Source organism: Photobacterium angustum (genome assembly GCF_003026365.1).
In the GTDB taxonomy this organism is placed as follows: domain Bacteria; phylum Pseudomonadota; class Gammaproteobacteria; order Enterobacterales; family Vibrionaceae; genus Photobacterium; species Photobacterium angustum.
The window spans coordinates 145,801-160,725 of the sequence record NZ_PYOM01000007.1 but is presented as its reverse complement, the minus strand read 5'-3'; the positions used below and the strand labels follow the sequence as shown (position 1 = coordinate 160,725).

Here is a 14,925-nt window from a genome sequence, read left to right as displayed (position 1 = left end):
GCGCTTTTAGTGAATAACTGTAAATTTAAAACCCTTATGACAACTATAAAACAGCTTTCCTTAGCAGTAGCAATCGCTGCATTATTTTCCTCCAGTACAGTATTTGCCACGCCTAGCAATGATGCGGCGAACACCATGCCTAATAGTGATTACTATGCGGCAACACAATACAAAGAAGCAAAAGCTCCACTCAATAACTTTGGTGCTATCGACGTAAAAGTTAGTATCCCAGAAAATGTGCAAGTGCCCCCTGCACCAGTAGAAGCCGGTGGTGCAAATGGTATCCCTGAAACTATGGTGCAGAAGTGGACTCAGACAGGAGTATTCCCACCGAGTCTTAATGCACGGGCTTTCATTTTAATTGATGCCAACACTGGACAGATTATTGCTTCCAACAATGCCAACATGCGCATGGCTCCAGCCAGTACCACAAAATTAATGCTAATGTACATTGTTGAGCAAAAACTGGCCGACGGTGTAATCTCACTAGACTCGAAAGTACTCGTGCCAGAAGTCGCGTGGCGCACTGGTGGTTCAAGAATGTTCTTGAAGCCAGGCTCTTATGTTTCAGTGAAAGATCTTATTCAAGGTGTCATTGTTGAATCGGGGAACGATGCCGCTGTAACACTGGCAAATTACGTAGCGGGTTCGCAATCTTCATTCGTTTCGATGATGAACGCGACTGCAGTCAAGTTAGGTATGCACAATACCCACTTCACCACAGTTATGGGTCTGCCAGCACCAGCACATTTCTCTACCGCTTATGATCTTGGTCTTCTCGGAGAGCACATCATGAACGACTACCCTCAATACTTTCATTTTTTCAGTCAAAAGTATTTTGAATACAATAATATCCGCCAACCAAATTTCAATCGCTTATTGTTCACTTATCAATATGCGACGGGTATGAAAACAGGCAGTACAGAAGCCGCAGGGTACTCATTGGTAAGCTCTGCTAAGATGCCAGATAACCCAATGAACTTGGTTGCGGTAGTTCTGGGCACGCAATCACTGAATGATGTCGCAGCTCAAAGTAAAGGACTATTCAATTATGGCTTCCGTTTCTTCAAGCAAGACACCTTATATAAAGCAGACAGCAAACTTTCTGAACAACACGTTTGGGGAGGACAGCAAGATAATGTCTCTTTAGGTCTTGAGAAGCCACTAACCTTAGTTCTTCCTTCAAGTATTGATGAGAAAGATCTGCTAACTAATCTCCAATTTGACCATGACATCAAAGCACCGGTTGATAAGGGTGAAAAATTAGGCGAAATGACGGTAACTTATAATGGCAAAGTTATTAAAACCGAGCCACTTGTCGCGCTCAACAGCGTTCAGCAAGGCGGTTGGCTCACCCGAATCTGGGCTAGTATCTCAATGTACTTTCATAACCTGCTAGCGTCTCACGGTCTGTAGACTCAGAAAAATAGGCTGCACTGTTGGGTTATACAACAAACACCAGGTGGTAAATAAAAACGACATTGTGATAATTGTCTTTTTATTTGCCCCTAACGGATAGTACACTCCAGTCGTAATAACCATCATACTAATAAAGCCAATATTTTAGTCGAAATGAATAAGGTATTGGCTTTTTGTTTGGATAATCATTATGTCTACTTTTAAATCGAAACACCCCTTAGCAATGCTAGCGAGTATTGTATTATTTAGCTTATCAACAACAGTATTTGCTAGCATCTCTGACATCAACCGCGCAGTAGAAAATAGCCGTCATTTAGAACCAGGTGAAAGTTTCGCTCTCGATCAACCTTGTAAGTTATTTAATAACTACGAGCATAAAATCTATCACTGTACCGCTATGATTGGCCCATTATCACTAATTAAAGACCACGAATTAGATACCATCAAAAATGATGACGAGCTACTTTATCGTGAAGTTGCTTTTGTAAGAAAAGAAGACGGACAACCCGTATTTCGCCTGCTCCCAAGAGAAGCTAAGACACCAGAAAAAAAACAGCAAACGTTAGCCAATGAGCCATCAGAACAATCAGCAAAAAAACAATTATCACATGTCGGCTTTCTTGCTAAATAGTAATAATTAACGCAGCACTTACAATAAAAAGCTGTTTTATTGTGTTCTCTTTTTCGTCTGATTATGCGTTAAAAGCAACTCATTATTTTAAATCGCAGTTGGATATTTTTTCTAACTGCGTATTTTTAATCCGCTTATAGAAATTAATTATGTGTTTCCCCACCAACAATTTAAAATGCTCTCCCATTATTATGTTCTATTCGAGCTTGATATATACAGCATGATTGAAGCAAAAATTGAAAACTGGGGACTCAAACGTGTTGAGCGTTATTTACCAATAACTCAGGGTCTCTTCAAAACAATAAATGATAAAAAACTGTGTCAGTTATGTGTTGTGCTTTCTTTTTTTATTGGATTCATCACAACCTTTTTTATCGTTTCTTTCGAAATCTATTTAGAGTTACTCGGAGAAAACTGGTTAGCCTTAGATAACCTACTAAGACTCGTTGTCATTAACATTGTCTTTATCAGCTTGGAATTATTTTTACTCTTTGAGGTTGGATTTATTACCACCGCAATTCTCATCAACCGTGCGTCAGCTAAATACCAGTTTTGTGAAAAAATGAAAGCCTCATTAGTCCGTGCGGTTATGGAGCTTTCAGAGCCCGTTGATAATATTCATGGAATAAAACCTTATAAACAGTTTAGTAAATTCCGCTATATAAAAGTAGCCTTGTATACCGGTAAAGACATACTCAGTAATTTTATTATCAAGGCATTACTCCAAAAATCGCTATCACGTAGTAGCGTTCGCGTTTACATTCCGCTGGTTTCTACCTTAATCACGGGTTTTTGGGATGCATGGGTACAACAAAAAGCCCTTAGCGAAGTGCGATTACGTATTTCAGCACGCGTTTATGTACTTAACCAGTTGGCAGAACTTGAAGCTAAAGAGATGAGCCAAGCTTACATTATTGCTCTACTCCGTTTAATTGCAGTGAGACAGAGCTATAAACAAGAGTGTGATATCAATTTAGAGTTCTTCTATGATCAACTACATAAGAAGAAACAATGTGTAATAACAGAGCTTGAATCTGTTGATTTACTACTAGCAAGCGTTGATGCGTTAACAATTGATGAAAAAGCAGAGCTCACCGTGATGACCGAGTACTTGTTCTATTTCAGACGCTCGCCGAACCATATTGAAAAACAGTTGCTGTGCAAACTTGGGGTACTTAAAGCCACTAAGCGCAATCCTCTGCTTTGCTAAACACACCTCAATAAAAGCCGCCTTTAATATATTCCATGATTTAATATTAAAGGCGGCTTTGCTTTTCATATGTCACCTGATAGCAGCACTCAAACACAACCTACAAACCATCGATTCAAATTTTCAGAAAGCGTTTCGTATTTTTATTGATGAGTGTCGCCATTACATCCCATGATAATTGATGATGTTTTGCTAATACATCAATCACTGAATTGATCATATTTGGCTCACCTTGCACGCCATTGTATTTACACGGCGAATCTGATTCCACCAACAGCATATCAAGCGGAATTTTCTTAGCAAACTCGAAGTAATGAGGATCGACAAAGATCCAAGGACTTACCGAGATGAAATGTGCTTGTTGATGAAGTAAGGCGAGGTTTTCATCACTGCCTTCATACCAATGGAACAGCGCCCCTTTAATTTGATAATCCTTTAAAATAGGCAACGCATAATGAATATCATCTTCTACTACATGCAAATTTACAGGTAGTTCTAGGTCTGCTGCAATCTTAACAAAACGAGCTAACCGCTCACTTCCCAGCTGTTTAATAAGGTGTTTTTCTTGCTCTGTTTTCTCGTCTAAGTAAAAAAAAGGAATGCCGATTTCGCCAATTCCAGACAATAAATGACGATGTTGGTATATAAGATCAATAACAGCTTGGATTTCTTGTTTACTGACATCTTTCTCTGGGTGAATACCAAGAAATAGATAAATCTGATCTGAATATTGTTGTTTTAAGCGTATCAATTCTAATGCGCTTGCCTTCGTCATAGATACGGCACCTATTTTACCGTTTTGCTTAAAAAACCGTTCCCTATCAAACGCTAGCACACCTTCTAGATGGCAGTGAATATCAATTAACACAGTAATATTTCCAATCGAGGTAAGACAATGCAATAGAACATAATAACGTTTACTATTCAATGCGTTAATATAATTAGTAGTTCTTAAGCTTAGTTTAATTAATCTTTTATATCGCATACTACGTATACGATATGAATATAATTAACGGAGTTATGGTCATGCTTTCTTGGTTTAAAAATAATCCCGCAAAAAAATTAAAGAAACGCCACTCAATGCTACTTGAAGAAGCTATGCATGCACAAAGGAATGGAGACATCAGAACCTATTCTCGGTTAACAGCAGAAGCTGATGAACTTTTTCAGCAAATCAAGCACCTCAATCAATCTGAAACCTGAGCATTTCATAAACAGCTTGTTAATTTCAGTAAAAAAAGCCTCCAATAATCTTTATACTCTAAGAGTTAAAGCTATTGGAGGCTTTCTTGCTTAACTAAAAATAAGCTTATTTCGCTTCTGGCTGTACCTGCGCTGGTGCTGCATCTTTTAATTCAATTTTATTATTGGAAGATACCGTTGTTTGCTGCGCAAGTTGCTGAAATTGCTTTTGCATTTCCATCATTTGCTGCTGCTGTTTTGCCATTAAGTTAGACATATTCATTTGCATATCCCCCATATCATTCCATGAGTTTGCAAATACATTATTCATTTCAATTTGTTGTTGCTGCAACTGTTTAAAGAATGCTTTATCTACTTTGGCGTTATCACCTTTGGATTGAAATTGAACAATCTCATAATTCATTGGACCCTGTGGAGTCTGCACAGTCCCTTTAGTAACGGTTTTTTCACCATTATCTGTTTTTACCGTTTTAGTCGTTTGATTTGGTTGCACATTAGCTGATGCACTATCTACATTCTTTAAATCAACCGTTTGGATCCAACCTGTTTGACCATTACTTGGATCGCCGACCTTAGACCAACCCTCATTTTTAAAGATAGTGATCAAAGGTACATCTGTTTTTATCGTCTCAATTACCTTGGCTGAAAAATTAGGCTCTTGATATAGCTTGATAGATTCAGTGGTATTATTAGCAGCCCATACAGCAGTACTCATACATGCTACAGCAGCAATACCCGCAACTGCTAGAATAGAACGTTTCATAAAATATCCTCTATGCACAGTGACTTAATAAAAAGGTCTAAAATACTGATTGACCACGCATAACCTGTATTAGATATATTATGTATCTTAAATTAATCGAAGATGAACAACGTCTCGCTAACTATTTTTACTCATGGTAAATTATTTTACAATTTTGCTTTCTTATTCTCATACATTTTTTTATCAATAATATTCATTGTCTTAACAATGTCACCTTGATAATTTTCAGTACCATAACTAAATGATACAAATGATAAGTCACCAAAAGCATTACTTATTTTTTCATTAATCAACTTTATTCTGTTTTTAATTGCCGAGGTATTATTGTTTTCTGTAATGATAACAAACTCATCGCCACCATAACGAATAACCGAATCCTCTGAACGAAAAGTTGAGCGCAACAATGAAGCGAACTTTTGAATTAATTCATCACCTTTTACATGACCATACTCATCATTCACATGTTTAAAGTTATCTAAATCAATAAGAATAATGGAACTGTTATTTGTGAAATAATAGTTATTAAAAAATCGCTTATTATATAAACCACTCAAATCATCAATTAATGAGATATGCTGAAACTGCTCTTTCTCACTATAAAGATCAGTGATATCTTTTGCTACCGTATAATAAAAAGTGTCTGTATTTATAATTGTTTCAAATTCTATTACATCAAAATAGAGAGTATTATCCTTTAATTTACATTCAATAACATTTGCTGATGAATGTTCACTCACATCAGTAGCAAAATTATGATGGTAAACGTAAGTTATAAAACAGGATGAGAGAACATTAGTCGACATCACTTCTTCATATGTCATACCCAATAAATCAACATTAGTATGAAAATTCAGCCAATGCTTCAAGTTTTCATTGATAAAAACAATTCGATGTTCTTTATTTCGAACGCATAGAAAACCCGGGAAACCAGCTAAAAATGGCGCCAAATATTCGTTAGCAGCATTAACCATTGCTATAATTCATGAATTTGATATTTTATAAATATACATCAAACACCTATTAGGAATCAAGTTGCATTACCTAGAACAGATTTTTTAAAATCGAAGACTTCTACTTCATCACTTAGTCTTTAACGATCAAAATTCGGTTTGGGTAACGATGCTCTTCACTCTCGACTAGATAACTTGATGTTCCTTGTTGTAAATCTTCAATCGGTGCTTGAGTAACAACTTCTACACGCAAACCAAACTCATGTTCACGCTTCTTAAAGGTTTCAAATATCTTTTTTTCTTCATGGTTTAATACGGTTAAATCTTTACCATCAAGCTCAGTGACTTTGTCTAATAATTCTCGATCTGCAGTATTCATCGTAAAATACTCATTATATCAATTGCGTAATATAGTAACTTACTCCTATCTGATATAAATTACACCTTCTTGATATTTCGAATATCGCTTAAATTTTTTAATTTAATAAATATTAATATCAATTCTTATTCAAGAATAGAATGTACAAAAAAGCTTCTTTTAACAAAGAAGCTTTTCTTATTTTCCCGATTACTCTTGTGATTCTGATTTAGATGCTACGATCCAATGTTCATTTTTATCATAAGCGCTATCGCATAAGTCGACGGAAAATCCCATATCAACAATTTCTTTTAGTGTTAAATTATCTGCCAAGACTGCGATTTCGCCTTTTTTATTGACTAAGTCCATGTTCACTCCTTAACTGATCTTTGTTGATATACCATTGTGAGTATAACGTTGAATAAAAATCTTGCCGTGAAAAAGCCCATGATGAATATTTAACACAATAAACAATGAGTAAATAGCCATTCAATTATTGAGTTAATTTCCATGGTGAATTTTCATGATCAGGCTTATCACCTTGTGACCACCATTTAGTTTGATAAATATGTCCCTGATAATTCACGCTATCACCACTGTGCAACATAACGCACATTGTTAAACGTGACACTATCGCCCGCGTAATACACGGTATTTATATCCCAGAGATCTTCATTTAAAGGGGGGCTTTTTACCTTTCACAGTGATGAGAACTGATTTTATCGTTTCAGCTTGCCCATCTGGCACGATAATCGTCACACTTGTGGTGACATCTGTTGTCATTTTAGGCGCTGTAAAACTAACAATCGCGCTACCATTTTCTGCTGTGACAATCTGTGCATTTATTGCTGTGAAGGTTAATGGATTATTTTCTGCATCAGTTGCTGCAACCAACCACTTAGTAGCACTATGTCGTCCATACCAAATTTATCTCTTACCTTGTTCATCAATAAATAATAAAGATGTGTTAGATAGAAAAATAAGGCCGAGTTATTAGTCAACAATACAAAACCAACTACGATAGAAAGAAAGACAATGCCAATGAATAATACTTATCGTTAGTAACGATATTCGCAGTAAATAAAGATAACAAATGTATTTTTACTCATTATTTCCACTAAGATCAAAAAATAATATTAAAGTTAATTTACTAATATTAATTGTGGGTTTTTATTTATAAACGTTTGGTATAAATTACGATAGTGTTATTATAATGACTTATTAATATAAATTATCTATGCAATGGATTCGGTATGATAAAGAATGCAACGAATGCATCACAAGGGATGTTACTTTTTAAGCTGTCCACACTACAAAGCTTTGCGATTGGTACGCTTAAAGTCCGTGAAATCGTACCCTATACAAATTTAAGTGTTATCCCAAAATCTCACCCAACCGTACTTGGCACCACTACATTGCGTGGCGACACAGTCCCTGTTATTGATATGGCCAAAGCAATTGGTTATCCCGCTATTAGCCAAGAAGAGCGTCAACGTTGCTTTATTATCATTACAGATTGTCGTCGTAAGTTAGTCGGATTCTTGGTCAGAGGGATTGAACGGATAACAGAGTGTAACTGGCAAAATATTGAAGCTCCTCCTCAACATTTAGGTAGTGATATTTTTGTTACTGGTGTTATGCGCGATGCTGACAAATTGATTCAACTATTAGATGTTGAATTGCTTCTCTCGAAAATCTTTCCTGATGATCCCTCAACGTTACTGCCGACATTAACAGATATTGAACGTGAGACCTTACGCCCGTTAAAAATATTATTAGTTGATGATTCCGCTGTCGCCAGAAAACAATTAACTCAAGCACTTGATAGTATCAGTGTGCCCTACTTTGTTGCCAAAAATGGGCAAGATGCTTTTAATATGATGCAAACGGCTGCGCATGCAAAAGACCCATTCCATATTTTGGTTAGTGATATCGAAATGCCGGGTCTAGATGGGTATGAGCTGGCATTCAATGTCAAAAACACCGATGCGCTCGTCTCAACCTATATTATTTTACACACATCCCTTTCGAGTGAAATAAGCGTATCTCAAGCACACCAAGTTGGCGCTCAAGAAGCACTGACAAAATTTGAAGCGAATGAATTAATTCATGCGATGTTACGGGGTGCGGAGCAACATTTAGCATTAAGTTGCTAAAATGAAAAAGCGAGAAATCACCTGTCATATCACTTAAGGTAATTTCTCGCTTATATAACGTATTATTGAATGAGATTAACGAATAAAACGGTTATAGATAAACAGAATAATAAATGCGCCCAAGGTCGCTGTAATAATGCTGCCAATATTTACACCAGTCGCCTGACCTAAACCAATAAATTTGCCCACATAACCGCCAACAAATGCACCGCCAATACCCAGTGCCATTGTTACAATCCAACCACCACCATCTCTACCAGGCATTAAAAACTTTGCCAATGCACCAGCAATCAAACCCAGAATAATCCAAGATAAAATACCCATTAAGAGCTCCTGTACTTTTTAAAATTGTAAATACTTATAATTGGTAAGTGTAGATAGGTATTGACTAGCGATGTTCAATTCTTTGTCAGGAAGTTTATAAAATCACAAGAAACTTATATACCAATAATAATTACTTTAACTTTTACAGCTTAAGATCTTTTAAATTGTTCTCACCTTAAATCCCTCTTTTTATTCATTCACTATAGTGTAATATGCGCGTTGTTCGATGATTTATAGATAGATTTTGATAAGGCGATGTTACATATGAAATACGATTGGATTCTTTTTGATGCTGATGAAACCCTTTTCTACTTTGACGCTTTTAAAGGTCTACAGCTAATGTTCTCTCGTTATAATGTCGCCTTTAGTGACGCTGATTTCAAACAATATGAATTAATTAACCGTCCATTATGGGTGCAATATCAGAATGGCGACATTTCAGCAAGCGAGCTTCAGCAAACACGTTTTCGTGAATGGGCAAAAAAACTAAAAACAACAGAGCAACAGCTTAATGATGATTACATGCAAGCTATGGCTGATATTTGCGAAGTATTACCGGGAACAACATCATTGATTCATTCTCTTAATGGTCGAGTTAAATTAGGCATTATTACCAATGGCTTTACTGCGCTGCAAAAAATCCGCTTAGAAAAAACAGGGCTGGCTGATTATTTTGATCTACTCGTTATTTCAGAGCAGGTCGGCGTAGCTAAACCCGATCGCCGTATATTTGAGTATAGTCTTGAAAAAATGGGCAACCCTGCGCCTACTTCTGTACTTATGGTAGGTGATAACCCGCAGTCAGATATCTTAGGTGGTATTAATGCAGGTTTAGACACATGCTGGTTTAACCATCAAAACCAATTGTTACCTGAAAATATAAAACCAACCTATCAAGTATCAACACTGTCTGAACTTGAAAAAATATTATTTTAGAAACAAAAAGTTAAACCTCATAATAGATATGTATCGCGAATTTTTATTTTATATTCGCGATACATATATTGTTCATTACGTATTAAATACGAATAATTACCGAATATCACTTTACAATCATCTAAAATAGCTTTAGTTTTGGGTTAATTATTTCATTCGAGCGCATTACTTATGTATTCAGTTAATCACAACAATTTAGCAGTATCTTCTACTGTATTTGTTATGAATACTTGTGCGCTTGTCTCTGTCGTCGTCGTCAATAAACGCTGACGTTTAAACTTATTCGTCAGTTACTGTTGCTGGCGGATATGTTAACTCTCCTTTTATCTTCCAGCCAAACTGACCATTCATTTAGAAGGTACGCCGTTTGAAGAGAAGAGAACTTGCCGCCATTGGATTTATGACTTTTGCCTTATTTTTAGGGGCAGGAAACCTTATTTTTCCACCTATGATGGCGCAACAAGCCGGTGAAAACTGGTTAATCGCCATAGTGGGCTTCCTACTAACCGCCGTTGGTCTACCAGCCTTAACACTGATCGTTTTAGGTCGACTCTCATCTGCAGATAAACTCACCGCCTCATTACCCCATTGGATGGATCGTACTTTTTGGTTTTTAGTATTAACGACTCTGGGACCTGCCTTTGTTCTCCCTCGCGCGGTAACTGTGGCATATGAAATGGGTATTAAACCTTTCTACCAAGGTAACGGCTTAATGCTCTTTTCCGTGCTGTTTTGCTTATTAACCTTAATTTTGGCACTGAAGCCCGGTAAGTTAGTTAGTTATATTGGTAAAGTAATGACGCCAGCATTAATCGTAATGTTAGCCTTATTAGTGATTGCCGCTTTGATTAATCCATTAGGCTCTCCGACAGATGCTAATGCTATTTATAAAGCCGCACCAACGGTTAATGGCATGATCCAAGGTTACATGACATTAGATGCTATCGCAGCGGTCGCATTTGGTTGGGTGATTATTCAAACGATTCGTAGTACGGGTATTAGCTGTAACAAAGCGATTTCTTACTATACATTACGTATTGCTGGTATCTACGCATTACTGATGTCTTTGTGTTATTTAGCTATGGGTTATTTAGGTGCGACTTCCTCTTCTATTGCTCCCAACTCAACCAATGGCGGTGAAATTCTAACACGCTATGCTGCTGGTGAGTTCGGTACATTTGGTCAAATTTTATTAGCAACTATCACTTTAATGGCTTGTTTAACCACAACTATTGGCTTAACCAATGCAAATGGCGAATACTACAAGAATACCTATAACGTCCCTTTTAAAATCAGTGCCGTTGTGATCATGAGCTTAACAGCCATTATCTCTAATGTTGGTTTAGAAACGATTATTGAAGTTAGCCTACCTGCTATTTTGATTTTATGCCCTATCGCAGTATCACTCATCATCGCCATTATTTTTATGCCGAATACTGTGAGTAACGAAAAGCGTAAATTCTCGATGAGCCAAACACTGATCGTCATTATTGCCACGTTATTTGGCAGTATTGATGCACTAAACATTTTGGGTAAGATCCCTTCCGCTATTCATCAAGATCTAACGGCATGGTTACCTTTGTTTAATGCTCATGCGTCATGGTTACTCCCTGTACTAGTAACCATTTTTGGCAGTAAAGTGATTCATATTATTCAACGTAATCGAAATGCAGTTGCTACCTGCTAACATAAAAAGTTGAAGCTATGCCAATGGTATAGCTTCAACGTAAGCTCTACTGTAATCTTCCCTTTTTTATTTCGATGCATAAAAATTCAAAATTTTTCGTAACTGCTCATATATTTACCTATAATATTGATTATAAACAGCTAATTGATTCATTTTGGTCGCAATAATACGCATACCATAAAAAATTCGTTTACAACTCTACGTTTTCTTTGTATGTTGAAAGCGTTAATTCAATCACAAAACAGAAGTTGTTAAGTTATGTATTCAGCAATGCGCGAACATAAAACACGAAAAAACTTAGCATCGAGCCAATTTACTAATTGGATCGAGGCTTCTGTTGTTGATATAAAACATACAACACGAATTATTACCGCTATTATCCTAGTGATTATTCGCTAGGCTGGCGGGCAAGCTTCCGTCAGCCGAGCTGGCGGAGGATACTATCAAGTCAAATATCTTCTTTCAGCAAACCTGCGGAATACGATTTCAATCATGGACGTTTAACTCATTGCGCATTAATCGCGATGGTTGTCTATAACTTCAAAAATGCAGGAACTACATTTGAAAACACAAGACATCTTCGTACTCGGTCTCACAACATTTGCCCTCTTTCTTGGTGCAGGTAACTTGATCTTTCCACCATCAATGGGATTAGATGCCGGTACATCTCTGACCTCCGCAATGGCCGGATTTTTAATTACTGCCGTAGGCTTACCCGCATTTACTATTATTGTGCTAGGTCGAATTGGTAATACCAATAATTTAACCAAGGCTTTACCTAAGTGGCTAGGTACAACTTTTTGGGTATTACTCTTTACCGCTATTGGTCCTGCATTTGGTATGCCTCGCGCAGTTACTGTTGCTTATGAAATGGGTATTCAACCATTTTTTACTAATGATCATTTAGTTGCTTTTTCTATCATTTTTTCTGCAGTTACCCTATTTCTTGCATTTAAACCAGGAAACCTTGTGACTTACATTGGTAAGATCATGACACCTGCACTGATTATTTTACTATGTGGATTAGGCTTAGCAGCATTTCTTAGCCCTCTAGGTACACCTGCTGCTCCATCTGGTGATTACCAAGTCGGTGCTGTTACAAGTGGTTTGATCCAAGGTTATATGACGATGGACGCCATTGCTGCTGTCGGTTTCGGCTGGGTGATCATTCATGCAATAAAAGCTAAGGGTGTTACAACACAACAAGGTATTGCATCAACTTCTATTAAAGTAGCATTAATTTACGCTGCGTTAATGGCGTCTTGTTACATTGTAATGGGTTACGTTGGTGCGACATCAACATCGATTGCTGAACATGGTGTTAATGGTAGCGTGATCTTAACTCGTTACGTTGCGGGTGAATTTGGTCATTACGGTCAATGGTTATTAGCCGCTATTATCTTAATGGCATGTTTAACCACCACAGTAGGTTTAACCAATGCGTGTGCTGAGTATTATCAAGATACGTTTAAAGCTTCATTTGGTTTCACAGCAACAGTCATTGTTGTGTTAACAGGAGTTATCGCAAACTTTGGTTTAAACGATATTCTAAAAGTAAGCTTACCTGCAATCCTTGTACTATGTCCGGTTGCCATCGCATTAGTATTAGCATCCTTAGCGGCATCAACATTTACCGTTTCACGCCTTACACACAGTGCGGTTCTGATCACAGCGACACTTTTCGGTACTATTGATGCTATTAATATCTTAGGTAAGATGCCAAAAGATCTCGGTGACTTTTTCAGCGATACATTACCGCTTTACAACGCACATGCAGGTTGGTTATTACCATCTTTATTCATGTTAATTACAACGGCGATGATTGGTCGTACAGCAAGTGCAGAGAAAAAATTTGGACGTGTTGACTACCGATTAAAAACGGCAAATAACGATTAATAAAAAACGGCGATATTGGGGTATCGCCGTTTTTTTACTATAGTTTTATTATACAAGCAGAAAGCTAAGCTTAACTTTAAGCGCTGGCAATGAAAGTATTACAATTCATTCCACATTGCGGCACCCGGTGCCCACACTTCCACTTTATTTTTCTCTAAATTACAACGAAAGTTAATATCACCACGTTGAGCCGGTTTTATGTGATCGACAAACACCCAGCCTCGGTTACTTTCAGATTGATTTTCAACATCATTAGCAATAATGGTTTCAGCTGCATATTGCGTTGTATTCGTTACCAAAATTTGGCACTGCTCAATATCGTTGGTAGAAGGTGGAGTAAAAGGAGTCGCTGTCATATCACAGCCAGAAATCAGTAGAGCAAGCAGTAAGATTTTAGTTTTCATCGTAGACTATTCATAGCATCAAAATGTGTCACTAATTGCAGGCGAAATATGAATATCAACGAAATGCCATTAGCGAAGTTGCGCGGAATTGTATAGATAAAAAAACAAATTGGTAGTGTTAATTAACCTCCACCATCATTCTTTTGAAGAAGATCACTCTCATAAAGCACCAAGTTAATTCCCTGTAAAAATAATACTTAAATTATAAGCATTATAATTTAACGATGCTGAGATTAATTATCGACGCTATACCCTATTAATTAGAAATAACACCACAGATAAAGCGATGAGTTGTTAGCATAAAACACGACATCAAATAACTGACTAACAAATCTTGCACCTTACCCAGCACACATATCGTAGAGTATCTTAGTGGGTCAGAATGGCGTAAAAAATGATGATGTTGGCGCTCACACGAAAATGAGCAAAGCTTCATCATGCTACTTTTTACTCTATCTTTAAAAACACTAAAAGTAGATCAAATGAAAAAATACTGGACACCACTAACACTCGTTTGTGCACTACTCGTGCTAACTTCTGGTTCTCTGCTATTTTTAGATATTAATTCGAAAAATATTGTTCTTATGCATGAATGGATTGGTATCTTAATGGTCATTGCCGTTCTCGGGCATGCTTTCTTATATAAGAATTCAATTATCAAGCACTTATCACGTAAGAATAACATTGTAATGATGGCAACTATTTTGTTACTGGGTATCGCAATGATCCAAAGTGATAAAGAAGTCGAACAGTCTAACAATGTGTCTGTCGCATTGTTTGATTCTATCGATAATGCTCCAATTACGTTGATGTCAGAGTTAACTCATCAACCCATTAATAACTTAATAGATAAAATAAAATTGGCTGGTTTTACGGTTGATGACCCTAAGCAGTCCATTGTACAAATAGCACAATTAAATCATCAGCAACCTGAAGACATCATTTCTGTTATTTATAAAAAGTAACTAATAATGCCCTGTTTATCAGG

18 protein-coding genes are annotated in these 14,925 nt (G+C 36.9%); 9 read left to right on the top strand and 9 right to left on the bottom strand.

What is annotated here, in order from left to right:
* The first annotated feature begins 36 nt into the window (after positions 1–36).
* The 3 genes from CTN01_RS09215 (at position 37) to CTN01_RS09205 (ending at position 3,260) form a co-directional block, all read left to right on the top strand.
* A complete protein-coding gene (locus CTN01_RS09215; RefSeq protein ID WP_045149100.1) occupies positions 37–1,416 on the top strand; it encodes a D-alanyl-D-alanine carboxypeptidase family protein in 1,380 nt (459 codons plus the stop codon).
* A gap of 193 nt (positions 1,417–1,609) precedes the next feature.
* Entirely contained in the window at positions 1,610–2,050 is a 441-nt protein-coding gene (locus CTN01_RS09210) for a hypothetical protein (protein WP_045149027.1), read from the top strand.
* Between the two features lie 220 nt (positions 2,051–2,270).
* Positions 2,271–3,260, top strand: a complete 990-nt coding sequence (locus tag CTN01_RS09205; protein ID WP_045149029.1) for an LBF_2804 family protein — start codon at positions 2,271–2,273, stop codon at positions 3,258–3,260.
* Between the two features lie 115 nt (positions 3,261–3,375).
* Here the strand turns inward: CTN01_RS09205 and CTN01_RS09200 are convergent, their stop codons facing one another.
* Entirely contained in the window at positions 3,376–4,128 is a 753-nt protein-coding gene (locus CTN01_RS09200; protein WP_107342144.1) for a TatD family hydrolase, read from the bottom strand.
* A gap of 158 nt (positions 4,129–4,286) precedes the next feature.
* On the opposite strand from CTN01_RS09200, the gene CTN01_RS09195 reads away from it, so the two are divergent.
* Positions 4,287–4,463 carry a DUF6435 family protein gene (locus tag CTN01_RS09195; protein WP_005366101.1) on the top strand — a complete coding sequence of 59 codons (177 nt, stop codon included), beginning with the start codon at positions 4,287–4,289 and terminating at the stop codon, positions 4,461–4,463.
* Between the two features lie 106 nt (positions 4,464–4,569).
* On the opposite strand, the gene CTN01_RS09190 is transcribed toward CTN01_RS09195, so the two are convergent.
* The 6 genes from CTN01_RS09190 to CTN01_RS22770 form a co-directional block, all read right to left on the bottom strand.
* The gene (locus CTN01_RS09190; protein ID WP_045149031.1) at positions 4,570–5,226 is read right to left on the bottom strand and encodes an SH3 domain-containing protein; all 657 of its coding nucleotides are present in this window, start codon (positions 5,224–5,226) and stop codon (positions 4,570–4,572) included.
* Positions 5,227–5,372: 146 nt separating this feature from the next.
* Positions 5,373–6,197 (bottom strand): GGDEF domain-containing protein, encoded by an 825-nt coding sequence (locus CTN01_RS09185; RefSeq protein WP_045149033.1) that lies wholly within the window; start codon positions 6,195–6,197, stop codon positions 5,373–5,375.
* Positions 6,198–6,309: 112 nt separating this feature from the next.
* Positions 6,310–6,555, bottom strand: a complete 246-nt coding sequence (locus tag CTN01_RS09180; protein WP_045132247.1) for a hypothetical protein — start codon at positions 6,553–6,555, stop codon at positions 6,310–6,312.
* A gap of 189 nt (positions 6,556–6,744) precedes the next feature.
* Positions 6,745–6,903: a hypothetical protein gene (locus tag CTN01_RS22775; protein WP_005366107.1), complete on the bottom strand. Its 159-nt coding sequence runs from the start codon at positions 6,901–6,903 to the stop codon at positions 6,745–6,747.
* 124 nt (positions 6,904–7,027) lie between these two features.
* Positions 7,028–7,141: a carbohydrate-binding protein gene (locus CTN01_RS23255; protein WP_428838912.1), complete on the bottom strand. Its 114-nt coding sequence runs from the start codon at positions 7,139–7,141 to the stop codon at positions 7,028–7,030.
* A gap of 65 nt (positions 7,142–7,206) precedes the next feature.
* The gene (locus CTN01_RS22770; protein ID WP_045149034.1) at positions 7,207–7,428 is read right to left on the bottom strand and encodes a hypothetical protein; all 222 of its coding nucleotides are present in this window, start codon (positions 7,426–7,428) and stop codon (positions 7,207–7,209) included.
* Positions 7,429–7,787: 359 nt separating this feature from the next.
* On the opposite strand from CTN01_RS22770, the gene CTN01_RS09160 reads away from it, so the two are divergent.
* Positions 7,788–8,690 (top strand): chemotaxis protein, encoded by a 903-nt coding sequence (locus tag CTN01_RS09160; RefSeq protein ID WP_107188511.1) that lies wholly within the window; start codon positions 7,788–7,790, stop codon positions 8,688–8,690.
* A 75-nt stretch (positions 8,691–8,765) separates the two neighbouring features.
* On the opposite strand, the gene CTN01_RS09155 is transcribed toward CTN01_RS09160, so the two are convergent.
* Positions 8,766–9,014: a GlsB/YeaQ/YmgE family stress response membrane protein gene (locus tag CTN01_RS09155; protein ID WP_005366110.1), complete on the bottom strand. Its 249-nt coding sequence runs from the start codon at positions 9,012–9,014 to the stop codon at positions 8,766–8,768.
* A 264-nt stretch (positions 9,015–9,278) separates the two neighbouring features.
* On the opposite strand from CTN01_RS09155, the gene yjjG reads away from it, so the two are divergent.
* From yjjG to brnQ (CTN01_RS09140), 3 genes are all read left to right on the top strand, one after another.
* The gene (gene yjjG / locus CTN01_RS09150) at positions 9,279–9,950 is read left to right on the top strand and encodes a pyrimidine 5'-nucleotidase (protein WP_045083247.1); all 672 of its coding nucleotides are present in this window, start codon (positions 9,279–9,281) and stop codon (positions 9,948–9,950) included.
* A 367-nt stretch (positions 9,951–10,317) separates the two neighbouring features.
* Positions 10,318–11,637: a branched-chain amino acid transport system II carrier protein gene (gene brnQ / locus CTN01_RS09145; protein WP_080890358.1), complete on the top strand. Its 1,320-nt coding sequence runs from the start codon at positions 10,318–10,320 to the stop codon at positions 11,635–11,637.
* Between the two features lie 561 nt (positions 11,638–12,198).
* Positions 12,199–13,533, top strand: coding sequence for a branched-chain amino acid transport system II carrier protein (gene brnQ, locus CTN01_RS09140; protein ID WP_045149036.1), 1,335 nt, complete (start codon positions 12,199–12,201; stop codon positions 13,531–13,533).
* A 98-nt stretch (positions 13,534–13,631) separates the two neighbouring features.
* Here brnQ (CTN01_RS09140) and CTN01_RS09135 read toward each other — a convergent pair whose 3' ends face one another.
* Positions 13,632–13,937, bottom strand: coding sequence for a hypothetical protein (locus CTN01_RS09135; RefSeq protein WP_005366115.1), 306 nt, complete (start codon positions 13,935–13,937; stop codon positions 13,632–13,634).
* Positions 13,938–14,419: 482 nt separating this feature from the next.
* On the opposite strand from CTN01_RS09135, the gene CTN01_RS09130 reads away from it, so the two are divergent.
* Positions 14,420–14,902, top strand: a complete 483-nt coding sequence (locus CTN01_RS09130; protein ID WP_244156042.1) for a hypothetical protein — start codon at positions 14,420–14,422, stop codon at positions 14,900–14,902.
* Positions 14,903–14,925: the final 23 nt, after the last annotated feature.